The organism is Clostridium sp. FP2 (assembly GCF_011065955.2).
GTDB lineage: Bacteria > Bacillota > Clostridia > Clostridiales > Clostridiaceae > Clostridium_AD > Clostridium_AD tagluense.
This window is the reverse complement of sequence record NZ_JAAMNI020000001.1, coordinates 3940122-3963567: the sequence shown is the minus strand read 5'-3', so window position 1 is coordinate 3963567 and position 23446 is coordinate 3940122. Positions and strand designations below refer to the sequence as shown.

Sequence of the window (23446 nt, the reverse complement as noted above, 5' to 3'; positions counted from 1 at the left end):
TTTTTCGCCTCCCTGTAAAATTTATTATGCTGTAGTTTCCAGTAAGCTTCATTTTTTTGCACCCATATAAAGCATAATGTCCTCAATGGTAGGTCTGGCAATTTTAACTCCTTCTGCATTTTGAAGCTTTAAATTTTTCTTGCATAATCCCTCATATCCAAAAGTTGTTTCTTTTATTCCTATAAGTTCAGATTTAATTGTATCTGTCATAGCCTCTCTATCAACATGTGCCAAGGCGTACATATCAAGCATTTCATCTTTGCCCTTAGAAAAAACAATTTTACCATCATCAATCATTGTTATATAATCAGCAATTTTTTCAAGGTCACTTGTAATATGGGTTGAGAACAGTATAGACCTTTGCTCATTTTGCATAAGTTCTAAAAGTAAATCCATAACATCAGCTCTTGCAATAGGGTCAAGTCCTGCTGTGGGTTCATCAAGTATGATTAAATCAGGATTATGACATAGGGCCATTACAACTCCAAATTTCATCTGCATACCCTTTGAATAGGCGGAAAGCTTTTTATTCTTATCAAGTTCAAAGCGTTTCATAAGTTCCTCAAACCGTTTAGGATCAAAGGTTTTATAAAAAGGTGATATCATATTTTTTATTTTAGTAGGTTTGAGATTAAGAGGATAGATTAAACTATCAAATACGACCCCTATTTTTGCTTTAACTATTTCTTCATTTCCATACATGCTGATACCGTCGAATAACACATTTCCGCTTGTTTGTGGAATCATATTAAGTATTGATTTGATAAGGGTGGTTTTGCCTGAGCCGTTTTTTCCTATAAACCCCATAATAGTTCCTTTTTCTATTGAGAAATTCACATCATTTAAAGAAAAATTACCGATACTGACCTTCAAGTTTTTGATTTCTAAAGCCTTATTTGTCATTTTTACTACCTCCGTATATTTCATTTAGAACTTCAAAGATTTCTATAGATGATATATCTGTTGTATCTGCAAATTCTTTGATTTCAAGAAGCCGTTCCCTAAGCATATCAATGTGTATTGCCTTAATTTTATTTTTGTCGATATCGGCTACAAAGCATCCTCGTCCTTGTAGATTGATGATGATACCCTCTTTTTCAAGTTCTTCATAAGCCCGTTTTACGGTTATGATGCCAACTTTTAAATCCTTTGCCATAAGCCTTATTGAAGGCAGTTGTTCTTGGGATTTTAACTTTCCTTTGAGTACCATTTCTTTTATTTGGATTTGTATTTGTTCATATATGGGGGTTTGGGAAAGGGTTGATATAAGAATATTCAAGCACATCACCTCCTTGTCTACTGTTACTATACAATAGACACAGTAACTTGTCAATGATTTCTTTGGATTACAATTAATTCTTTTTAATTTGACAATAAGAACGTATATTCGTATAATTAATAATTAGAGGTGAATTAAAATGAAGGTAGTTGTAAAACCAATAGAGGTGGTAGCTTGGTTTGATAAATCAGGCAAAATTCACCCAGTTAGATTTAGAATTGAGAATGATGATAATACCTTTGAAACTATAGCTATAGGAAGGGTTTTAAAAATAGATTTAGAAAAACTTACTGGCAATTATATTCAGGTTTTTACTTGTCAAAGTAGTATTGATGGTATTGGAAAAATATATGAAATAAAATTTGAACTTAAATCTTCAAGGTGGAGCCTTCACAGTTACTAGTAGATTTAACTGGTAATGATAATATTGTTAGTAAATAAGAAAGTTAATGCTACTAAAGTAAAAGGCCAATTTTATATGACGAAAAAACACTATACAAGAATAAATGTATAGTGTTTTTTTGAAACATAAAAAAGTCTATGACTATTTAGTTTTTGTAGAATTAAATAAATTTGTTACAATATCGATAATTGGCTTTATTAGCTGTAAAATCGCGCTAAGAATATCCGTTAATATAGGTATTGTAATGCCTATTTGTTGAAGGACATATATTAAAAGGAATATACCAATTGAAATACTTAGTATCCTTCCAATCATTTTAAATACAGCAATACCAAGATAAGCAAGTAATATAGCTAATGCAAACATAATAACGGTATTTAGATTAATATTAGAAAAATCAACGTTCATAAAAAACACCTCCATTATTAATGATAATTATAACTTAAACACTATGTTTTAGCAAATGCAAAATCTTGTGGAAATCAAGTGGAGTTTATGTGAAAATAAAAAACACACCATGTACAGTTTCTACTGCAATAGGAAATGATGATATTACTTTATATCAATGGGTTACATAGCTGTTAAAAGTATTTTAATTCCAACCAATGATAGTACTGAAGCACCAACACACAGAGCAATTAAGATAGAAGATAATCTGGACATTTCAGGAACATTTCCGTATTCAGATTTCATAATAAACAGTCTCCATTTCTGCCTTTAAAGGCCATACTATAAAATTTAATCTAAGACTTACTTAATGAATTTTTTTGTGAAAATAATATCTTCAATTAATATAATACTAAATAATTGTTGAAATTACGTGTCAATAGTGTAAATAAATTATAACTGTTAAGGTAAACATATTATGATGTCTTCTATGGATAGTCAAACATTATTTTTTTATGCCACTTATTTGAAACACCCTTTGTAGTTATGAGAGAATCTATCTGTTTTATTATTAATTAAAACTAGAATATTATATATAATTGTATCACTATACATAATGAATAAAAAGGTATAAAATTGTAATAAAAATCAAATAGTAAAGTATACTTTTAAGTTCATAAAGGGGGGGAGATCTACCAAATTAAAGAATAAAATAATTTAGGAGGTATTAAAAATGAATACTACAATTATGGCTATTGCCTTAGAAAAAAGAAATAGGTTCGCTCCAAATTTACAAGAAATATTAACAAAACATGGTTGCATTATTAGCATGAGACTCGGACTACATGAAACGTCCAAAGATTTATGTGCAGAAAGAGGGTTAATTTTATTACAACTTTGTGGTGAAGAAACAGAAATAGCTGCTTTAAAAGAAGACCTAAGTAAGATTGAAGATATAAAAGTAAACACAATGTTAATATGAATAAATAATTAACAGCCTCATTATATATAGACAAAAAGACAAGTCATTATTTATGGGCTTGTCTTCTTGTAATGATTGCGTGTATTACAATTTAATTATGCTATGTGCCATCTGAGTGGCACTTTCAAAATGAAGTGTTTTAATACCAAGTCTATGGGCAGCTTCAATATTAACTAAGGTGTCATCAATAAATAAGCATTCTGGTGCATTTAAATTATAAGTATTTAAAAGTTTAGTGTAAATTTCAGCTTCAGGCTTTAAAAGATTTTCTTTATAGGAGATTATGCCTCCATCAAAATGTTTGAAAAAATCATATTTAGAACAAATAGTTTCAAAAGCTAATAAATGAAAATTTGAAAGGAGATATAGTTTATAACCCTTTTCTTTTAGTTCATTGAGTATTTTTACTGTGCCTTCAATAGGTATCAATATGTCAATCCAATTATGCATGCACTTCTTAATATGCATCTCATAATTAGGGTTTCTTAAAGATATTATTTTTATCGCCGCCTCTTGAGTTAAGGTTCCTCTATCTAGGTCAAGCCATTCTTCACTTTGAAATATTTCTTTGTATAGAAATTTTTCAATGTTATCATCGTTGAAGATTCTTTTAAGATAATCTAGTGGTTTAAATTCTAGTAATACATTTCCAATATCAAAGATTACATTTTTAATCATTATTGTCCTCCGTAATAAATTGTGATTATATTTATAATATAATTATTAAATAAATATTAACATAAATAAATCATGAATAAAGCATGAATTCAGTGTTTTTTGGACAAATACTGGAAAGTGTATAAATACAATTAATTTTAATTGCGTTATAATAATGAATAAGGTATTTATTATTAATGAAATATAAAATGGAGGTAATTTTTATGTCTAAAAAATCAAACAAGAATAATATAAATATATTACTTACACTAGGTGCAATAGCTGGAGCTGCTGCTGTAGCAACTATTAGTGTAAAGGAGTTTAATAAAAAACATAAAAAAGCAAAAAGCTTACCTGAGAATAAAGATAATGATCATAGGCAAGTTTACTTCATTGGTGGTGGATTAGCTTCCCTGGCAGGTGCTGCTTATCTCCTGAGAGATTGTAATTTTAAAGGCAAAAATATTCATATAATTGAAGCGATGAACATTCTAGGAGGCAGTAATGATGGTGCAGGAGATGCCATAAATGGATATGTATGTCGTGGTGGTAGAATGTTAAATGAAGAAACATATGAGAATTTTTGGGAGTTATTTTCAGATATACCATCTCTAGATATGCCAGGTAAGAGTGTTAAAGAAGAAATTCTTAATTTTGATCATTTGCATCCAACCCATGCACAAGCACGATTAATTGATAAAGATGGAGTAATTCTTGATGTGACTAGCATGGGATTTAATAATGTGGATCGGATGGCTCTTGGCAAATTGATGATTACACCAGAAGAAAAACTAGATTATAAGACTATTGAGGAGTGGTTTAATCATACGCCACATTTCTTTGAAACTAATTTCTGGTATATGTGGCAAACAACATTTGCTTTCCAAAAATGGTCCAGTCTTTTTGAATTTAAGCGTTACATGGAACGTATGATTTTTGAATTTTCACGTATTGAAACTTTAGAGGGTGTTACACGTACGCCTTATAATCAATATGAATCAGTAATTCTTCCATTAAAGGCTTACTTAGATAATTTTGGAGTTGATTTTAGTATAAATGCAACTGTAACTGATTTAGATTTTAAGTCAGGAGAGGAAATTACAGTAACCGCCCTTCACATTGAAGAAGATGAATCCTCTAGAGTTATTACATTAAATCCTAATGATGTTTGCATTATGACAAATGGATGTATGACTGATTGTGCAACACTTGGTGATATGTACACACCTGCAGCATATAATCCTGAAAAGCCAATCTCAGCTGAGCTTTGGGCAAAAATAGCTGAAAAGAAAAGAGGCCTTGGAAATCCGGAACCTTTCTTTGGACATGCAAATGAAACTAATTGGGAAAGTTTTACGGTGACTTGCACGGGCAATAAATTCTTGAGTTTAATAGAAAAGTTCTCCACTAATATTCCAGGCAGTGGAGCCTTGATGACATTTAAGGATTCAAATTGGTTGATGAGCATAGTTGTTGCAGCTCAACCACACTTTAAAAATCAGCCAATTGATACAACTATGTTTTGGGGATATAGCATATATACTGATAAAATTGGTGATTTTGTAAAGAAAGCAATGCGTGATTGTACAGGAGAGGAAATGTTAATGGAACTTTTATACCATATGCATATGCTAGACAAAAAAGAGGAAATTATGGATACAGTAATAAATGTAATTCCATGTATGATGCCTTATATAGATTCACAGTTTCAGCCACGTAAGATGACTGATCGTCCGAGTGTTGTACCAGAGAACTCCACAAACTTTGCTATGGTTAGCCAGTTTGTTGAAATCCCAGAGGATATGGTATTTACCGAAGAGTATTCTGTTCGAGGAGCAAAAATTGCTATATACAATCTATTTAATGTAAAAGATAAGGAAATTTGTCCTGTAACTCCTTATAAAAAGAAGCCTAGGATAATAAAAGAAGCATTAAAAACTTCATTTAGATAAAAAATTTAATTGTTATAAATATTGTAATCAAATAAAAAAACAGTGGATAGCATCCTTATATAGGAAAGCTATTCACTGTTTTTTTATATATCTCCTCCTGAAGGCAGCATCGGTGGTTATTTTATTTGTTCTAAAACATTAACTACTCTCTTTAATTCTTCCCTAATTTTAAGGTGTTGTGGACATTTTGATTCGCAGATACCACAATCTATGCAGGATTCTGGCATTGCGCCCTTTTCTGGGTTCTTTTTATAGGCTTCAAAATCCTTCTTAGCTACTTCTGTTAAGCCATAAACATTGTGGTAAGTATACATATTAAATATCTTAGGGATAATTATGTTCTTAGGACAGGGTTGACAGTAATTGCATCCAGTGCAATATAATTCTGAAAACTGCTTAATCTCTTCCATAGCTATACCAACTTTGTATCTTTCCGAATTATTCATATATGTCTCAACATTTGCTATAGCAAGATTTTTTTCTAACATATCCATATTCTCCATGCCTGATAGAGCAAGACTTATATCCTCGTTTCCTAAAACAAATCTTAATGCAAGCTCATAGGTGGCTATAGATTCTTTACCAGTAAGCTTTTTATAAAGTTCTGTAGGTGAGGCAAGTCTACCGCCTGCTACAGGGCCCATAGCGGCTACTCCTAGCCCTTTTTTTCTGGCATAGGCAATAGACTTTTCATTTTTCCTGTCAAGAAGATTATATTGGCACAAAACAGATTCAAAGATTCCGTCACCAGCATCTATAATATCAATCATATTTTCAGAATCATCATGGAAAGAAAAGCTCAAATGTCTTATTAATCCTTCTTCTTTTGCTTTTCGTGCTTCATTAAAAAGGTCATTGGTTTTAATATTCTCAAGAGAACCTTTGTTTATTCCCCAAAAATGGTAGAAATCTATATAAGGTGTGTCCATGTTTTTTAAACTGTTCTCAAGAATTCTCCTCATATCAGAAGGCTTTTTAACATCATCTAAAGGTAATTTTGTAGTTAGCTTAACTCTATCTCGGACGCTTTTTAAAGCTTTTCCAACTGCATGTTCACTATTTTTGTGACAGTAATAGGGTGCTGAGTCAAAGTAATTTATACCACTTGCATAACCACTAAAAAGCATAGGTAAAGCTTTTTCCTCATCAATATACCATTTTCCATTTATTTCGACCTCAGGTAACCTCATACAACCAAAGCCTAAAGTTGAAACCATTTCTCCTGTATTACCATAATTTCGATACTTCATTATTTTTATCCTCCTTTATAGAAGTATTATTTGTTGAAATTAGAGCTGTGTTTTTACTATATAGGTATAATTATACTGTTTATCTAAAAGAAAAGCTATTTTATCATGACCTAAAAAAATGTTTTTATGGGTTATAATACTAAAAATAAAATGGATGAAATTTAATTCTATTTGTAATATTATATAAAATATACTGGTATTGTTGAAAATAAATTAAAATTAAGTGTGGTTTTTAAGAAAATAAAAAATATAGTTTGTGTAGAAATATATCAGAAGCAAATTTTATTTCACTTAGGAGTAGACACTGATATTGTACTTGCAGAAGAGGGGATTATGAGTGTTATAGGGCATCCTGGCACCGGAGATTTATAAATAAATACAAATCCATAGATGATTTTTAAAGGAAAAAAGGCTTGATTGATAGGGCTTATGATATAAATTAATAATGAAATAGATACTAATATGAGAGTAGCTATTGCATTATATAATAAACTGTGATATTATTAAGCCATAACTTAAATGAATAGTAAATAAAGCAACACAGATATATTTCAATTAATTAGTACTCTTTAAATATAGTATTTTTATATCGAAATTTTATAGGTGTGGTATTACAAAGTGTTTAAGAATAAAATTTCGGAGGTACACATATATGAATGGTACAGTTAAATGGTTTAATTCAGAAAAAGGATTTGGTTTTATTACAGGAGAAGACGGAGTAGATGTTTTCGCACATTTCTCTCAAATAAATTCAGATGGTTATAAATCACTTGAAGAAGGACAAAAGGTTTCTTACAGCATCGTTGAAGGACCAAAAGGACCACAAGCAGAAAATATTACTATTGTAAAATAATAATATTTAAACACCAAGTAGCTTAGCTACTTGGTGTTTTTTTTTCTTTTTTTTTATGTCTGAATCATTTATAAAGTCATACATAACAGCTTAACTGTTTATTATATTTATATTTCTTTAATAATATTAGTAACTTGTATATAATTGGATTATGTATAAAAATAATTGCTAAATAATCAGGAGGTGTGGTATGGGTTTTAGATTTTATAAAAGAGTGAATATTTTACCAGGCATAAGCATGAATTTAAGCAAATCAGGACCAGCTTTTTCTTTTGGACCAAAAGGAATGAAAATGACCATAGGTGGCAAGGGTGTAAGAAGCAGCTTTGGGATCCCAGGTACTGGTGTTTACTATACAACTTACAAAGGATATAAGAAAAACTCTAAAGGTGGCAATAGTAGAAATATTCAAGGTGATGGAAATCAAACGGGGAATAATGGCACTTCTACAGTAGTGCCAAACCTGGGATTTTTTAAGGGCTTATTCATGGCCCATAAGGAAAAGAACTTTCTTACAGGAATAAAAGCTTTTGCGCAAGGGGAAAAGGATGAAGCCTTTAAAGTTTTTAGCATGAACAATGATAATGCAGATAGTTTATTCATGGCAGGATATATAGCTCTTGGAAATGAAGATTACTCTGTAGCTGAGGATTACTTAACAAGGTGTAAACAAAGACTAAATGAACTAGGTACGACTATATCTATGTTTAATAATGATTTTGAATTAACATTAGCTATAACAGATTATATTGAAATACCAATTAATTTAAATTTTAAAGGGTTGACTCTAGCACTTGCAGAGGTATATCAGAATCAAGAGAAGTATAATGAGGCTATAAATTCATTGGAAGAATTATGGAATCAAAATCCCGGTGATAAGGTGATATGTCTATCCATGATTGATTTAATAGCTCACCATGAACCCCCTGTAAAACAACATTTAACAGATATAATAGAAGCAACCAAGGATATTGATAATGATGAACCTATAGACACTAACATAATTTATCTTAGAGGATTTGCATTATATGCACTTGGGCTTGTGGATGCAGGAACGAAACAACTAACTGATGTTTTAAGACGAAAGAAAGATAGGCCAGCTGACTTGCTTTTACAAATAAGATATATTCGAGGTAGAATTTATGAAGAAGCTGGCCAAGCCTCAAAGGCAAAAGCAGATTATGAAAAAGTATATTTAGAAGAACCTAACTTTGAAGATGTTAAAGAAAGATTAGCGTTATAGGTATATATATATAGCGTAATTTATTTTTAAAGGGAATTAGATTATAAGTGTCAGCGATATTGAAAATACCTAAAAAATGCAGAAGAGGGGGCAAATTAGTGAGCATTTTAGTGAAAAAGGGTCAAAAAGTAGACATGACAAAAACATATCCTGAACTTCAGAGAGTAAGGGTTCAAATGTATTGGAAGGTAATTGATTTAAATCCAATGGATTTTGAAATCGATGCAGCAGCGTTTCTTCTTGTGAGTACAGGCAAAGTAGCAAAGGATGAGGATTTTATATTTTATAACAATCCCTGTGGAGCGGAAAATTCTGTTACTCATATAACTAACTCACCTAGTGGCGGTAATGAGCTAATAAAAATAAACTTTAGAACTATGCCTGATGCTATTGAAAGAATAGCATTTACAATAACTATACATGATTCCCTAAAAAAAGCTCAAAGTTTCAGACAGATTAAAGATATAGCGCTTCGTATATTTAATGACGAAACTAATGAAGAACTAATTTCTTATAATATAAGCGATTCATGTACAGGGGAAACAGCTATAGTTGCTGCAGATATATATAGGTATAAGGGTGAATGGAAATTCAATGCTATTGGAAGTGGTTTTAATGGAGGGCTCAGAGCTCTTTGCGAAAATTTTGGAATTGTGGTTGAAGAGGAAAGTCAACCCGTTAATAATGAACAATTACAGGGTGAAAAAGAAAAACAGCTGAATATTCCAAGTCGGCCCAAAATAAATCTATCAAAAATAAACATTTTAAAGAAAAAAGTAGAAATAGTATTAGAAAAGAAAAAACTCATAGGTGTTGTAGCAAGGGTAGCATTAGTAATAGATATTTCTCGTTCTATGTTTTCTTGCTATAAAGAAGGTAAAGTTCAAAAGGTTATGGATCGTATTGCAGCTGTGGCCGCTAAATTTGATGATGACGGTATTCTTGATATGTGGATTTTTGATCATAGATTCCATAGACTTCCTTCAATAAATGAGAATAATTATGAGAACTATATCAATAGAGAGATTTTAGATAAACATAAGCAGGGTCTATTTGATGGTAAAATTTTCGGGGCAAATGATGAGCCACCAGTAATGAAGGATGTTATTAAATACTATACTGTGGAAAATAAAAGCGAATACCCGGCCTTCGTAGTATTTATAAGTGATGGTGGTATACATAAAAATAAGGAAATAAAGCAGATAATGATTGAATCATCAAAATACCCATTGTTTTGGCAGTTTATTGGTATAGGTAATGCTAACTATGGAATTCTTGAAAAACTTGATATTATGCCAGGAAGAGTAGTGGATAATGCAAACTTCTTTTCACTTGATGATGTAGACAAGATTTCTGATGAAGAATTATACAACAAATTATTAAATGAATTTCCAATGTGGTTAAAAGAAGTAAAGAAAAAGGGAATACTATAGTTTAATAATAATATAAAACAAAAGATACCGCTTAGATTAAAGTATAGTTTAATCTAAGCGGTATCTTTTGAGTTTATTGAAAGAACTAGTTAATAAAGTGGTTATTTCTTAAACTTTAAAATACTAGAGGTCAATAACAATGGAATTAAACTTTAGTTATGTTTAGTAACTCTATTTTGTAATTTTCATCAGGAGAGGCTACCTCCACTATAGCTCCAATGGACATCCCAAACAATACTCGCCCTATTGGAGACTCTATACTAAACTTTCCATTTGATATATCCACTTGCAATGTTGTTACAAGTTCAATTTCTTCTATGTCATCAGTGCCAACAAATTTTATCAGTAATTTATCACCTACATTTGCACCGCTAGTATTAACAATAACATCATCTATAATTTCAGCAGTTCTAATCATTTTTATTAAGTAGCCCATTCTTCTGTAGTTCTCGTACATATTTGTTTTGGCAGCTTTATATTCAGCATTTTCACTTCTATCACCATGAGCCGCAGCTATCATTTTTTCATGTGCAATTTCCATTGTTAAAGGACCTTTGCGATAATCAAATTCTTTTTGAAGTTCTTCAACATCTTTTTTAGTAAGTTTATTATTAATTTTGTCACCACCTTTAATTTATAGTATTACCGAGTTAGTTATTAGATAATCTTTGAATGATGCCACTATATGAAAATAAGTTTTATTATAATATTAGACCATTACTAAGTGTAAAACAAGTGATATTTATATTCCATGTAGTACTAATTTATAGCTACACCGATATTAGATAATTTTATTGCCTTGACAATATTTTAACTATGAAATATAATTTAATTATCAGGGCAAACGTTTGCATAAACTAAAATAAGTATAAAATTATCCAATGAATCATTTTTAACTAAAGAAAATTTAATATAGATGCATTGCTTCATAGTTGAGTAAAATCATCATACAATATATTTAAAATATATGTTTTATGATGATAAATTTAAAAATTGAAGTGATACAGAGCTGTTAAAATAATAATGGAGGTAATTGAAATATGGTTAAGAGTAAATCAAAAATAATTTCGTTTGATTTTTGGCAAAAATTTGGTAAGGCACTATTAGTAGTAGTTGCAGTTATGCCAGCAGGTGGATTAATGATTTCATTAGGAGCAGTTATAGGAATAGTGGCACCTAATTCCTCATTTATGCAAACCTTATCACAAGTTGTAGGAGGTATAGGTTGGGCAATAATAGTTAATTTGGGTCTGTTATTTGCTGTAGCTATCGGTGGATCTTGGGCTAAAGAACGTGCTGGTGGAGCATTTGCAGCACTTATTGCATTCATTTTAATAAATAAAATTACTGGTAATGTATTTAATATTACAAACGAGATGCTCACAGATGTACATGCAACGGTAACCTCGTTAACCGGTCAACAACTTTTGGTTAAGGATTACTTTATTTCTGTTCTTGGATCTCCAGCATTAAATATGGGAGTATTTGTTGGTATTATTTCAGGTTTTCTTGGAGCGGTTTTATTTAATAAATATTATAATTATAATAAATTACCAAATGCGCTTGCATTTTTTAATGGTAAACGTTTTGTACCATTTGTGGTTATTGCAGGATCCGCAGTTACTGCATTTGCATTTGTTATAATTTGGCCATTTGCTCAATCAGTTATAAACGGATTTGGTAAGTGGATTGCAACATCACAAGATACTGCACCATTTATTTCACCATTTATATATGGTACACTTGAGCGTCTATTATTACCTTTTGGGCTTCATCATATGATTACAATACCAATAAACTATACAGATCTTGGTGGGTCATATAAAGTATTAACTGGTGCTAATATAGGTAAGCATATACTTGGACAAGATCCACTTTGGCTTGCTTGGGTTACTGACTTAGGTAACTTAAAAGCGGCTGGAGATATGAGCACATATAGTAACTTACTTGCAACTGTTCATCCAGCAAGGTTCAAGGTTGGACAAATGATTGGAGGAGCTGGATCATTAATGGGTGTTGCGCTTGCTATGTATAAAAGTGTAGCTAAGGAAAAACGAGCAAAATATAAATCAGTGTTTTTTTCAGCAGCCATCGCAGTTTTCTTAACAGGTGTAACTGAACCTTTAGAATTTATGTTTATGTTTGTTTCACCAATATTATATGCCACTTATGCAGTTATACAAGGATTTGCATTTATGTGCGCAGATATATTTAATTTAAGAGTTCATAGTTTTGGTGTTATAGAGCTTGTGGCACGTATACCTATGATTGTAAAAGCAGGAATTATAGGTGATTTGATAAGATATGTATTAGTTACAGCTATATTTTTCTGCATAAACTATTTCGTATTTAAATTTATGATTAGTAAATTTAATATAGCAACTCCGGGTCGTAATGGAAATGAAATTGACATGGGAGAAAATTCAACAGAGTCAACTGAAAATCAAGAGGTTGATGCTAGTAAAAAAGGGAGTCAAGCTGTAGCTATTATTGAATTACTTGGCGGGAAAGAGAATATTGTAGATGTAGATGCATGTATGACCCGTCTTCGCGTAACGGTTAAAGATAGCTTATTGGTAAAGGAAGAAAAGGAATGGAAAAACAACCAAGCATTAGCTTTAATAATTAAAGGAAATGGTGTACAGGCTATATATGGACCAAAGGCAGACGTTTTAAAATCAGATATTATAGATATACTAGGAGTTTAATATGAAATTATTAACTTTGAATTGTCATTCTTGGATGGAAGAAAATCAATATGAAAAGATAAAAATTATTGCAAATACCATAAAAGAAAAAAAATATGATGTAATTGCACTACAGGAAGTAAGTCAATCTATAAACGAAAAGTTAGCTTATGATAACATAAAAAAAGATAACTTTGCTTTGATTTTGCTAAAAGAGTTAGAGAAATTAGGATGTAAAGAATACGCAATGCTGTGGGGATTTTCACATATAGGTTATGATATATACGAAGAAGGAGTAAGCATTATAACTAAACATAAAATAGAAGAAGGTGGTGCACACTCAAATTTTATAAGTAACAGCAAGAATCGGGAGTTCTGGAAAACTAGAGTGGTTGTAGTAGCCTCAATTAAAATAAATAGTGAAATAATAGATTTTTACTCCTGTCATTTAGGATGGTGGCAGGATGAAGAGGAACCTTTTAGAGAACAAGCAGGTAAATTACTTAATAATATGAAAAAAGATAGACTAACGTTTTTTATGGGAGATTTTAACAATAATGCTTTTATAAGAAATGAGGGCTATGATTATTTAATGGGAAAAGGAATAAGAGATACTTTTACACTTGCTAGTGAAAAAGATTGTGGGGTAACTGTAAAGGGTAAAATAGATGGATGGGATTTAAATAAAAATGATTTAAGACTAGACCTCATTTTAGTAAATAAAGATATAGACGTTAAATATTCTAAAGTAATATTTAACGATGAAAATGGTTCAGTAGTATCAGATCATTATGGAGTGGAAATAGATTCGCCATTGTAGGGAAATTCCAAAAATAAGAATACCTAATTTGGTATTCTTATTTTTTCATTATATGGCTTTGAAAATATAAAACTATTGTGGTACGTTTAAGGCTAAACTAAATGTGTATGAAAATAATGATGATAATTAGCCATGCGTATCGGAATGAGATATATTGAATCATTTAAACATATAGGTAGGATTATGAAGATAATTTAACTAGAGTCTATATTCGCTGGAATTGTGCACTTATTTATGTGATAGAATATTCCTTGTAGTCACAAAGCAGTGGCGCAGAAAGCTAAATGTTAATTACGATTTAATAAATTTTTATATGAAAATTAATTTTAAAAAGTTATTGACAAAACAAGCAATACCAAGTAAAATAGTAGAAGTCGTCACATGATGACAAAGCAAATTGGTCTTTGAAAATTAAACAGAGAAATAGGTAAAATAGCGAAATAATATTTCGTTAGACCAGTTAATTACTTTAGATAAAAAAGTAATTTTAGTCGTAAGACTAAAAAGTATGTAATGAGCTTGCTAACCAGCTTAACAGTTGGCGCAGATTATTCATTTCAAATAAAAAGTGTAAACTTTTAAATTGAGAGTTTGATCCTGGCTCAGGACGAACGCTGGCGGCGTGCCTAACACATGCAAGTCGAGCGATGAAACCCTTCGGGGTGGATTAGCGGCGGACGGGTGAGTAACACGTGGGTAACCTGCCTCAAAGAGGGGAATAGCCTCCCGAAAGGGAGATTAATACCGCATAATATGTTTTGGTCGCATGATCGAAACATCAAAGGATTTTTCTTCGGAAAATTCCACTTTGAGATGGACCCGCGGCGCATTAGCTAGTTGGTGAGGTAACGGCCCACCAAGGCAACGATGCGTAGCCGACCTGAGAGGGTGATCGGCCACATTGGAACTGAGACACGGTCCAGACTCCTACGGGAGGCAGCAGTGGGGAATATTGCGCAATGGGGGAAACCCTGACGCAGCAACGCCGCGTGAATGATGAAGGCCTTCGGGTTGTAAAGTTCTGTCTTCTGGGACGATAATGACGGTACCAGAGGAGGAAGCCACGGCTAACTACGTGCCAGCAGCCGCGGTAATACGTAGGTGGCAAGCGTTGTCCGGATTTACTGGGCGTAAAGGATGCGTAGGCGGACATTTAAGTCAGATGTGAAATACCCGAGCTTAACTTGGGTGCTGCATTTGAAACTGGGTGTCTAGAGTGCAGGAGAGGTAAGTGGAATTCCTAGTGTAGCGGTGAAATGCGTAGAGATTAGGAAGAACACCAGTGGCGAAGGCGACTTACTGGACTGTAACTGACGCTGAGGCATGAAAGCGTGGGGAGCAAACAGGATTAGATACCCTGGTAGTCCACGCCGTAAACGATGAATACTAGGTGTCGGGGGTCGAACCTCGGTGCCGCAGTTAACACAATAAGTATTCCGCCTGGGGAGTACGATCGCAAGATTAAAACTCAAAGGAATTGACGGGGGCCCGCACAAGCAGCGGAGCATGTGGTTTAATTCGAAGCAACGCGAAGAACCTTACCTAGACTTGACATCCCCTGCATAACCCAGAGATGGGCGAAGTCCTTCGGGACAGGGTGACAGGTGGTGCATGGTTGTCGTCAGCTCGTGTCGTGAGATGTTGGGTTAAGTCCCGCAACGAGCGCAACCCTTATCATTAGTTGCTACCATTTAGTTGAGCACTCTAGTGAGACTGCCCGGGTTAACCGGGAGGAAGGTGGGGATGACGTCAAATCATCATGCCCCTTATGTCTAGGGCTACACACGTGCTACAATGGTGAGTACAAAGAGATGCAAGACCGCAAGGTGGAGCCAAACTCAAAAACTCATCCCAGTTCGGATTGTAGGCTGCAACTCGCCTACATGAAGCCGGAGTTGCTAGTAATCGCGAATCAGCATGTCGCGGTGAATACGTTCCCGGGCCTTGTACACACCGCCCGTCACACCATGAGAGTTGGTAACACCCGAAGTCCGTGAGGTAACCGTAAGGAGCCAGCGGCCGAAGGTGGGATTGATGATTGGGGTGAAGTCGTAACAAGGTAGCCGTAGGAGAACCTGCGGCTGGATCACCTCCTTTCTAGGGAGTAGATGCAAAGACTTCGGTCAATGCAACAAGAAGAATTTAATTATTCTTCAAAATGTCTACTGTAATTACTCGTAACCTATTCTCTGTTTAATTTTGAGAGACTAATTTTAGTTAACTCTTTGGAGTTGACTAATAGATAGTTTTTCTAAAAATGTTCTTTGAAAATTGCACAGTGAAATTAAAGTTGTTTTAATAAGTTAAAGCCACGTAAGTGGTGTATAGATGAATTTAATACAATTTCGCAAAATGAATTAAAACGTTTATGTAAATAGACGAAATTATCTATGCAAATAGATAAAGATAAAGGTTAAGCTACAAAGGGCGCATGGCGAATGCCTTGGCACTAGGAGCCGAAGAAGGACGCGTTAAGCTGCGATAAGCTTTGGGTAGGCGCAAATAGCCAGTGATCCAAAGATTTCCGAATGGGGGAACCCACATAGTAACAACTATGTACTGCATACTGAATAAATAGGTATGCAGAGGTAGACCCGGGGAACTGAAACATCTAAGTACCCGGAGGAAGAGAAAGAAACATCGATTTCCTAAGTAGCGGCGAGCGAAAGGGAAAGAGCCCAAACCTAGGTCTTTGACCTAGGGGTTGAGGATAGATCATAAATACTGCAATTCCTTAATTGAAGATAGCTGGAAAGCTGCTCCGCAGAAGGTAATAGGCCTGTAAATGAAAAGGAAAAACAGTCAGATCTAATCCAGAGTACCACGAGACACGTGAAACCTTGTGGGAAGCAGGGAGGACCACCTCCCAAGGCTAAATACTACCTAGTGACCGATAGTGAAGAAGTACCGTGAGGGAAAGGTGAAAAGAACCCCGGAAGGGGAGTGAAATAGAACCTGAAACCGTGTGCCTACAACCGGTCGGAGCACTTTTTATGTGTGACGGCGTGCTTTTTGTAGAACGAGCCAACGAGTTACGATATGTAGCAAGGTTAAGTACTTAAGGTACGGAGCCGAAGGGAAACCAAGTCTGAATAGGGCGCTATAGTTGCATGTCGTAGACCCGAAACCGGGTGACCTATCCATGGCCAGGATGAAGCGGAAGTAAAATTCCGTGGAGGTCCGAACCACGTTGGTGTTGAAAAACCATGGGATGAGCTGTGGATAGCGGAGAAATTCCAATCGAACTCGGAGATAGCTGGTTCTCCTCGAAATAGCTTTAGGGCTAGCGTCGATTAATTGAGTAATGGAGGTAGAGCACTGAATGGGCTAGGGGCTGACAACAGTTACTGAACCCTATCAAACTCCGAATGCCATATACTTTTATTTCGGCAGTCAGACTGCGAATGATAAGATCCGTAGTCAAAAGGGAAACAGCCCAGACCATCAGCTAAGGTCCCAAAGTGTAAGTTAAGTGGAAAAGGATGTGGGATTTCTAAGACAACTAGGATGTTGGCTCAGAAGCAGCCACTCATTCAAAGAGTGCGTAATAGCTCACTAGTCAAGAGATCCTGCGCCGAAGATGTCCGGGGCTAAAACTTACCACCGAAGCTATGGGTGTACACTATGTGTACGCGGTAGAGGAGCTTTCTGTACTGGCTGAAGTCATACCGTAAGGAGTGGTGGACGGTACAGAAGTGAGAATGTTGGCATAAGTAGCGAGAGTTAAGTGAGAATCTTAACGGTCGAAAACCTAAGGTTTCCTGAGGAAGGCTCGTCCTCTCAGGGTTAGTCGGGACCTAAGCCGAGGCCGAAAGGCGTAGGTGATGGACAATCGGTTGATATTCCGATACCACCAATGGACGTTATTAGAAATGGGATGACGCAGGAGGATAAGATGTGCACACTATTGGATGTGTGTCTAAGCATTTAGGCGGAGCAAGCAGGCAAATCCGTTTGCTCTTAACGCTGAGATGTTATGGGGAAGGGAATTTATTCCTGAAGTATCTGATTCCACGCTGCCAAGAAAAGTCTCTATCGAGGATATTGGTGCCCGTACCGCAAACCGACACAGGTAGGTGAGGAGAGAATCCTAAGACCATCGGAAGAATTGCTGTTAAGGAACTCGGCAAATTGACCCCGTAACTTCGGGAGAAGGGGTGCCTACGAAAGTAGGTCGCAGAGAATAGGCCCAAGCAACTGTTTAGCAAAAACACAGGTCTCTGCTAAAGCGAAAGCTGATGTATAGGGGCTGACGCCTGCCCGGTGCTGGAAGGTTAAGGGGATTACTTAGCGCAAGCGAAGGTATGAACTTAAGCCCCAGTAAACGGCGGCCGTAACTATAACGGTCCTAAGGTAGCGAAATTCCTTGTCGGGTAAGTTCCGACCCGCACGAATGGCGTAATGATTTGGGCACTGTCTCAACAGCACATCCGGCGAAATTGTAGTGCCAGTGAAGATGCTGGCTACCCGCGATTGGACGGAAAGACCCCGTAGAGCTTTACTGTAGCTTAGCATTGAATTTCGGTATTGTCTGTACAGGATAGGTGGGAGACTGAGAAACATGGGCGTCAGCCTGTGTGGAGTCATCCTTGGGATACCACCCTGACAGTACTGAGGTTCTAACTGGAGGCCATGAATCTGGTCACAGGACATTGTTAGGTGGGCAGTTTGACTGGGGCGGTCGCCTCCAAAAAAGTAACGGAGGCGCTCAAAGGTTCCCTCAGCGCGGTTGGAAATCGCGCGAAGAGTGCAAAGGCAGAAGGGAGCCTGACTGCGACACCTACAAGTGGAGCAGGGACGAAAGTCGGACTTAGTGATCCGGTGGTACCTCGTGGGAGGGCCATCGCTCAACGGATAAAAGCTACCTCGGGGATAACAGGCTGATCTCCCCCAAGAGTCCACATCGACGGGGAGGTTTGGCACCTCGATGTCGGCTCGTCGCATCCTGGGGCTGAAGTAGGTCCCAAGGGTTGGGCTGTTCGCCCATTAAAGCGGCACGCGAGCTGGGTTCAGAACGTCGTGAGACAGTTCGGTCCCTATCCGTCGCGGGCGTAGGAAATTTGAAGGGAGCTGTCCTTAGTACGAGAGGACCGGGATGGACAAACCTCTGGTGCACCAGTTGTCACGCCAGTGGCATCGCTGGGTAGCTATGTTTGGAAGGGATAAACGCTGAAAGCATCTAAGCGTGAAGCCCACCCTGAGATGAGATTTCCCATAACTCGTGCGTAAGCACGGTGTTAGTAAGACTCCTGGAAGAACACCAGGTTGATAGGTTAGAGGTGTAAGCATGGTAACATGTTCAGCTGACTAATACTAATAAGTCGAGGGCTTGACCTTAATATATATAAAGCGTAAGCTTCAAGCGAAAGCGAGAAGATAATTTCACTGTGCAATTTTGAGAGAATATAATTTTCTCAATCTGGTGATTATGGCATGAAGGTAACACCCCTTCCCATACCGAACAGGTCGGTTAAGCTTCAATGCGCCAATGGTACTGCAGGGGTAACTTTGTGGGAGAGTAGGTCGTCGCCAGGTAAACAAAAAACCACTAAGTCTAACTTAGTGGTTTTTATTTTGCGTAAATATAATTTTAGTTTAAATGGCAAGCTACAAAGTGGTTTGTACATAGCTCTTTATATTCTGGAACTTGTTCACTGCATATAGGTCTAGCATAGGGACATCTTGTATGAAACCTACAGCCATTTGGAAGGTTTATTGGGTTTGGGATAATGCCTTTTAAATGTACTCTATCCCTTTTCATGCTAGGATGAGATATAGGTATGGATGATAACAGTGCTTTAGTATATGGATGTAATGGGTTTTTAAATAATTCTTCAGTGGTAGTTTTTTCAACGATTACGCCTAAATACATAACACATATTTCATCACAAAAAAATCTTACAACATTTAAGTTGTGGGAGATAAATAAATAGGTTAGATCTAATTTATCCTTTAAATCCATCATTAAGTTTAAAATCTGGGATTGGATTGAAACATCTAAGGCAGCTGTGGGTTCATCACAAACTATAAATTTAGGATTTGTTGACAAAGCTCGTCCGATCCCGATTCGCTGTCTCTGACCACCACTGAATTCATGGGGATATCTATTAACATAAGATGAATTTAGACCACATAGTTCAAGAATTTCTTTAGATTTATCTAAGCTGTCCTTAGCAGCAATAATATTATGTTTTTTTAAGCCTTCAGCTAATATGTCACCTATATTCATGTGGGGATCAAGTGAGGAATATGGGTCCTGAAATATTATCTGCATGTCTTTTCTTATGTTTAACATATCTTTTTTTGATATTCTTATTTTGTTCTCTACATCAAAAATTACTTTATTTTCAAACACAACAGATCCAGATGTAGGTTCTAAAAGATTTAAGATAGTTCTTCCAGTGGTACTTTTACCGCAACCAGACTCCCCAACAAGTCCTATAATTTTGCCTTTAGTTATTTTAAAGGATACACCATCAACGGATTTTACATATTCACTGGCTCTAGAAAAAAATCCCTTTTTTACTGGAAAATATTTCTTGAGATTTTCTACTTGTAGTAAATAACTTGATTCATTCACAGACTATCCCTCATTTTCTTCATAGAGCCAACAACTAACTCTATGATTATTTTTTTTATCTATTAAATTTGGAACTTTTTCTAAGCAAACAGGAATGCATTTACTACAACGCTTGCTAAAGGCACAACCTAAAGGTAAATTATAAGCACTAGGCACCATTCCGGGAATAGAAAATAATCTTCCATTTTCCGTTTTATTATTAGGTCTTGAAAACATAAGGCCCTGAGAATAGGGATGGAGTGGATTATCAAAAAACTCTAGTACGTTACACTCTTCTACAATTTTACCAGCATACATAACAGCCACCTTATCTGCTATTTCTGCTATTACATCTAAATCGTGAGTTATAAATATAATAGAAGTTTTTAACTTAGTACTTAGACTTATTAATAAGTCTAGTATTTCAGCTTGAATTGTAACATCTAAAGCCGTGGTGGGCTCATCTGCTACTAAGACTTTAGGGTTACAACATAGGGCCATAGCTATCATTATACGTTGTCTCATACCACCACTTAACTCATGGGGATATTTTTTAAAACTCTCTCTAGGGTTTGGTATTTGAACTGATTGTAAAAGTTGTATAACTCTTTCTTTTAGGTGTTTTCCTTTTATTCCTTCATGAGTTTTAATTATTTCTCCTATCTGCTGTCCAACAGTAAAAACTGGATTTAATGCAGTCATAGGCTCTTGATATATCATAGAAAGTTCATTTCCTCTTATTTTACACATTTCTTTCTCGGAGAGCTTTAATAAGTCCTTTCTATTTAATAAAACTTCACCACTTTCAATTTGTCCATTAGGTTCAGGCAGTAATCTCATTATTGATAAAGCAGTTACGCTTTTTCCACTTCCAGACTCGCCCACTAAACCTAAAATTTCACCCTCGCTTAGTGTAAAAGATATATTATTTACCGCACTTACGCTACCAGATGAAGTTTTGAAAGCAGTTGTTAAATTTTTTACTTCTAATATCATGATATCCCCCTATGCTATAATTTTTCTTTAGGATCCATTATATCCCTAAGTCCATCACCTAAAAAGTTAATTGATAATACTGTGAAAAATATAAGTAATCCTGGCGGTACCCAAAGCCACCACTCATATCGTAAGGTTCTCATGCTTTGAGCAGCAGATAGCATATTTCCCCAACTAGGCTGTGGGGGTTTAACACCCATACCTAGGAAACTTAAGGCAGCTTCAGTAAGTATGGCATCTGCAATAGCTAAAGTTGCTGAAACTAAGATAGGGGATAGTATATTAGGTAGTACATGCTTTCTTATTATTTCGAAATCATTTAATCCAAGTGCTCTAGAAGCCTCTATAAACTCTCTTTCTTTTAAAGATAACACCTCAGCTCTAACAATTCTTGCAATACCTGTCCATGATAAAATGGCAATTATAATTATTAAATTCCAAATACTTGGACCCATCACTGCAGCTAGTGCTACTGCTATTATAAAGAGGGGAAAACACATAATAATATCCACAAGTCTCATAACAATACTATCTATAAAACCACCGTAATAGCCAGAAACTGCGCCTAAGGTTACTCCGATTAATATCTGTATGAGGGTAGCGAAGATTCCTACTCCCAGTGATACTCGGCCACCAGAAAATAGTCTTGTAAACACATCACGTCCAAGATCATCTGTACCTAATATATGATCGGTATTTGGAGCGGCACTTATATTAAATAAATCTATATCATCCATTTTATATTTTGTGAGAAAGGGTGCAATGATAGCGGAAGTGATTAATACTGCTAATATTATTATTCCTATCATAGCCAGTTTATTTTGTTTAAGTTTGTTAATTATATTTTTAAAGTTAATTGAATTATCTTCTTTATTTAATGATGCTTTTTTATGAAAAAATTTACTAATCAAAATTTCACCCTCTTTTTATGTTGCTATTCATACTTTATTCTTGGGTCTATTATTGCATATAAAACATCTGCTAATAAATTAGATAATAAGATGATAATTGCTATTATCATTAAAATTCCCATAATTAAGGGATAGTCTCTATTTAATAGAGCTTCATAATTTAACCTTCCGATGCCAGGCCAAACAAATATAGTTTCTGTAAGCAGTGCTCCAGAAAATAAAAAAGGAACTTGAAGACATAAAATTGTAACTATTGGAATTAGAGCATTTTTAAAGCCATGTTTCCAAATAGTTTTATTTTTACTTAAACCCTTTCCGCGAGCAGTTTTCATATATTCCTTATTTAAAACCTCTAGCATAGAAGCCCTAGTGTATTTCATAAAAGAAGCCATCTGTAGAAAAGCAAGTACTACGCCAGGGAGAATCATATGTTTTAATATATCAATAGTTTTTTCCAATCCGCCATAACTTTCACCTATGGTTTTCATGCCTGAAACAGGTAAAAGTTTCAAATCAAAAGCAAACCATTTTATAAGTAATAATCCAAAAAAGAAAGCTGGAATGGATATTCCTATAAAAGATATTATAGTGCAAGAATAATCAAAAAATGAGTATTTTTTAATGGCTGATAGCACACCACAAGGTATAGCAACTAACATACTAAGTAATAATGAAAAAGTAGATAATAAAACTGTATTCCATATTCGAGAATTAATAACATCTAAAACAGGAGCACCATAAAAGATAGAATAGCCCAAATCACCTTGAAGGGTTCTAGCAATCCATTTTATATATTTTATTGGCAATGGGTCATAATAACCTACTTTTGTAAGCATTTCTTGCATAATTTCTTTTGAAACTCTAGGGTCCACCATTGTGGAATAGGGGTTTCCAGGCTGTAGATGGATAAGTGCAAAAATAATAATTGAAACTCCAAATAAGACACCTATAGCTATTAATAATCTTCTAATTATGTATTTAAACATTTTTCACCTCGCTGAATGTAACTTTTGAGTGAAGAATTGAGAACCTAA

General features: G+C 34.9%; 20 protein-coding genes and 3 rRNA genes. 12 read left to right on the top strand and 11 right to left on the bottom strand.

Features of this window, described 5'->3' with window-relative positions; translation table 11 throughout:
* Positions 1-48: 48 nt before the first annotated feature.
* Together G9F71_RS18875 and G9F71_RS18870 are read right to left on the bottom strand one after the other, a co-directional pair.
* A complete protein-coding gene (locus G9F71_RS18875) occupies positions 49-903 on the bottom strand; it encodes an ABC transporter ATP-binding protein (protein WP_164951858.1) in 855 nt (284 codons plus the stop codon).
* Positions 893-1279 (bottom strand): GntR family transcriptional regulator, encoded by a 387-nt coding sequence (locus tag G9F71_RS18870; protein WP_202018002.1) that lies wholly within the window; start codon positions 1277-1279, stop codon positions 893-895. Before G9F71_RS18870 ends, G9F71_RS18875 begins: the two co-directional genes overlap by 11 nt.
* A gap of 139 nt (positions 1280-1418) precedes the next feature.
* Between G9F71_RS18870 and G9F71_RS18865 the strand changes: the two genes are divergently transcribed.
* Entirely contained in the window at positions 1419-1682 is a 264-nt protein-coding gene (locus G9F71_RS18865; RefSeq protein ID WP_164951860.1) for a hypothetical protein, read from the top strand.
* Between the two features lie 141 nt (positions 1683-1823).
* On the opposite strand, the gene G9F71_RS18860 is transcribed toward G9F71_RS18865, so the two are convergent.
* Positions 1824-2090, bottom strand: a complete 267-nt coding sequence (locus G9F71_RS18860; RefSeq protein WP_164951861.1) for a hypothetical protein — start codon at positions 2088-2090, stop codon at positions 1824-1826.
* A gap of 162 nt (positions 2091-2252) precedes the next feature.
* Positions 2253-2375: a hypothetical protein gene (locus G9F71_RS27390; RefSeq protein ID WP_258881004.1), complete on the bottom strand. Its 123-nt coding sequence runs from the start codon at positions 2373-2375 to the stop codon at positions 2253-2255.
* A gap of 427 nt (positions 2376-2802) precedes the next feature.
* Between G9F71_RS27390 and G9F71_RS18855 the strand changes: the two genes are divergently transcribed.
* Positions 2803-3051, top strand: a complete 249-nt coding sequence (locus G9F71_RS18855) for a hypothetical protein (RefSeq protein ID WP_125004424.1) — start codon at positions 2803-2805, stop codon at positions 3049-3051.
* Positions 3052-3135: 84 nt separating this feature from the next.
* On the opposite strand, the gene G9F71_RS18850 is transcribed toward G9F71_RS18855, so the two are convergent.
* Positions 3136-3729 (bottom strand): HAD family hydrolase, encoded by a 594-nt coding sequence (locus G9F71_RS18850; RefSeq protein WP_164951862.1) that lies wholly within the window; start codon positions 3727-3729, stop codon positions 3136-3138.
* Between the two features lie 203 nt (positions 3730-3932).
* On the opposite strand from G9F71_RS18850, the gene G9F71_RS18845 reads away from it, so the two are divergent.
* Positions 3933-5660, top strand: a complete 1728-nt coding sequence (locus G9F71_RS18845; RefSeq protein ID WP_164951863.1) for an oleate hydratase — start codon at positions 3933-3935, stop codon at positions 5658-5660.
* Positions 5661-5776: 116 nt separating this feature from the next.
* Here G9F71_RS18845 and G9F71_RS18840 read toward each other — a convergent pair whose 3' ends face one another.
* Entirely contained in the window at positions 5777-6910 is a 1134-nt protein-coding gene (locus G9F71_RS18840; RefSeq protein WP_164951864.1) for an aldo/keto reductase, read from the bottom strand.
* Between the two features lie 225 nt (positions 6911-7135).
* Between G9F71_RS18840 and G9F71_RS18835 the strand changes: the two genes are divergently transcribed.
* The 4 genes from G9F71_RS18835 to G9F71_RS18820 all read left to right on the top strand — a co-directional run bounded on the left by G9F71_RS18835 (position 7136) and on the right by G9F71_RS18820 (position 10439).
* Complete coding sequence (locus tag G9F71_RS18835; protein ID WP_164951865.1) at positions 7136-7282, top strand: hypothetical protein; 147 nt, start codon at positions 7136-7138, stop codon at positions 7280-7282.
* A gap of 280 nt (positions 7283-7562) precedes the next feature.
* Positions 7563-7763: a cold-shock protein gene (locus G9F71_RS18830; RefSeq protein WP_125004432.1), complete on the top strand. Its 201-nt coding sequence runs from the start codon at positions 7563-7565 to the stop codon at positions 7761-7763.
* A 190-nt stretch (positions 7764-7953) separates the two neighbouring features.
* On the top strand, positions 7954-9006 hold the full coding sequence (locus G9F71_RS18825) for a DUF4236 domain-containing protein (RefSeq protein ID WP_164951866.1): 1053 nt from the start codon (positions 7954-7956) through the stop codon (positions 9004-9006).
* 98 nt (positions 9007-9104) lie between these two features.
* Complete coding sequence (locus tag G9F71_RS18820; protein ID WP_164951867.1) at positions 9105-10439, top strand: VWA domain-containing protein; 1335 nt, start codon at positions 9105-9107, stop codon at positions 10437-10439.
* Positions 10440-10584: 145 nt separating this feature from the next.
* Here the strand turns inward: G9F71_RS18820 and G9F71_RS27640 are convergent, their stop codons facing one another.
* Complete coding sequence (locus G9F71_RS27640; RefSeq protein ID WP_224626706.1) at positions 10585-11055, bottom strand: GreA/GreB family elongation factor; 471 nt, start codon at positions 11053-11055, stop codon at positions 10585-10587.
* A 424-nt stretch (positions 11056-11479) separates the two neighbouring features.
* Here G9F71_RS27640 and G9F71_RS18810 point away from each other — a divergent pair, with 424 nt between their 5' ends.
* The 5 genes from G9F71_RS18810 to rrf all read left to right on the top strand — a co-directional run bounded on the left by G9F71_RS18810 (position 11480) and on the right by rrf (position 19481).
* Complete coding sequence (locus tag G9F71_RS18810) at positions 11480-13147, top strand: PTS transporter subunit IIBC (RefSeq protein ID WP_164951869.1); 1668 nt, start codon at positions 11480-11482, stop codon at positions 13145-13147.
* A gap of 1 nt (position 13148) precedes the next feature.
* Positions 13149-13946 (top strand): endonuclease/exonuclease/phosphatase family protein, encoded by a 798-nt coding sequence (locus G9F71_RS18805; protein ID WP_164951870.1) that lies wholly within the window; start codon positions 13149-13151, stop codon positions 13944-13946.
* A 579-nt stretch (positions 13947-14525) separates the two neighbouring features.
* Positions 14526-16043, top strand: a 16S ribosomal RNA gene (locus tag G9F71_RS18800).
* A 314-nt stretch (positions 16044-16357) separates the two neighbouring features.
* Positions 16358-19283: ribosomal RNA gene (locus G9F71_RS18795) — 23S ribosomal RNA — on the top strand.
* An 81-nt stretch (positions 19284-19364) separates the two neighbouring features.
* Positions 19365-19481: ribosomal RNA gene (gene rrf, locus G9F71_RS18790) — 5S ribosomal RNA — on the top strand.
* The 16S, 23S and 5S rRNA genes sit together here, the layout of an rRNA operon.
* Positions 19482-19536: 55 nt before the next feature.
* Here the strand turns inward: rrf and G9F71_RS18785 are convergent.
* The 4 genes from G9F71_RS18785 to G9F71_RS18770 all read right to left on the bottom strand — a co-directional run bounded on the left by G9F71_RS18785 (position 19537) and on the right by G9F71_RS18770 (position 23398).
* Positions 19537-20526 (bottom strand): ABC transporter ATP-binding protein, encoded by a 990-nt coding sequence (locus G9F71_RS18785; protein ID WP_164951600.1) that lies wholly within the window; start codon positions 20524-20526, stop codon positions 19537-19539.
* Positions 20527-20529: 3 nt separating this feature from the next.
* Positions 20530-21501 (bottom strand): ABC transporter ATP-binding protein, encoded by a 972-nt coding sequence (locus tag G9F71_RS18780; RefSeq protein WP_164951601.1) that lies wholly within the window; start codon positions 21499-21501, stop codon positions 20530-20532.
* Between the two features lie 14 nt (positions 21502-21515).
* Complete coding sequence (gene opp4C / locus G9F71_RS18775; protein ID WP_318011107.1) at positions 21516-22358, bottom strand: oligopeptide ABC transporter permease; 843 nt, start codon at positions 22356-22358, stop codon at positions 21516-21518.
* 77 nt (positions 22359-22435) lie between these two features.
* The gene (locus G9F71_RS18770; RefSeq protein WP_164951603.1) at positions 22436-23398 is read right to left on the bottom strand and encodes an ABC transporter permease; all 963 of its coding nucleotides are present in this window, start codon (positions 23396-23398) and stop codon (positions 22436-22438) included.
* Positions 23399-23446 lie beyond the last annotated feature (48 nt).

Bases quoted from the DNA above. Each gene is read 5' to 3' on its own strand.
- G9F71_RS18875 (WP_164951858.1), bottom strand. From the start codon at position 903: ATGACAAATAAGGCTTTAGAAATCAAAAACTTGAAGGTCAGTATCGGT.
- G9F71_RS18865 (WP_164951860.1), top strand. From the start codon at position 1,419: ATGAAGGTAGTTGTAAAACCAATAGAGGTGGTAGCTTGGTTTGATAAA.
- G9F71_RS18860 (WP_164951861.1), bottom strand. From the start codon at position 2,090: ATGAACGTTGATTTTTCTAATATTAATCTAAATACCGTTATTATGTTT.
- G9F71_RS27390 (WP_258881004.1), bottom strand. From the start codon at position 2,375: ATGAAATCTGAATACGGAAATGTTCCTGAAATGTCCAGATTATCTTCT.
- G9F71_RS18855 (WP_125004424.1), top strand. From the start codon at position 2,803: ATGAATACTACAATTATGGCTATTGCCTTAGAAAAAAGAAATAGGTTC.
- G9F71_RS18850 (WP_164951862.1), bottom strand. From the start codon at position 3,729: ATGATTAAAAATGTAATCTTTGATATTGGAAATGTATTACTAGAATTT.
- G9F71_RS18845 (WP_164951863.1), top strand. From the start codon at position 3,933: ATGTCTAAAAAATCAAACAAGAATAATATAAATATATTACTTACACTA.
- G9F71_RS18840 (WP_164951864.1), bottom strand. From the start codon at position 6,910: ATGAAGTATCGAAATTATGGTAATACAGGAGAAATGGTTTCAACTTTA.
- G9F71_RS18830 (WP_125004432.1), top strand. From the start codon at position 7,563: ATGAATGGTACAGTTAAATGGTTTAATTCAGAAAAAGGATTTGGTTTT.
- G9F71_RS18825 (WP_164951866.1), top strand. From the start codon at position 7,954: ATGGGTTTTAGATTTTATAAAAGAGTGAATATTTTACCAGGCATAAGC.
- G9F71_RS18810 (WP_164951869.1), top strand. From the start codon at position 11,480: ATGGTTAAGAGTAAATCAAAAATAATTTCGTTTGATTTTTGGCAAAAA.
- G9F71_RS18805 (WP_164951870.1), top strand. From the start codon at position 13,149: ATGAAATTATTAACTTTGAATTGTCATTCTTGGATGGAAGAAAATCAA.
- G9F71_RS18780 (WP_164951601.1), bottom strand. From the start codon at position 21,501: ATGATATTAGAAGTAAAAAATTTAACAACTGCTTTCAAAACTTCATCT.
- G9F71_RS18770 (WP_164951603.1), bottom strand. From the start codon at position 23,398: ATGTTTAAATACATAATTAGAAGATTATTAATAGCTATAGGTGTCTTA.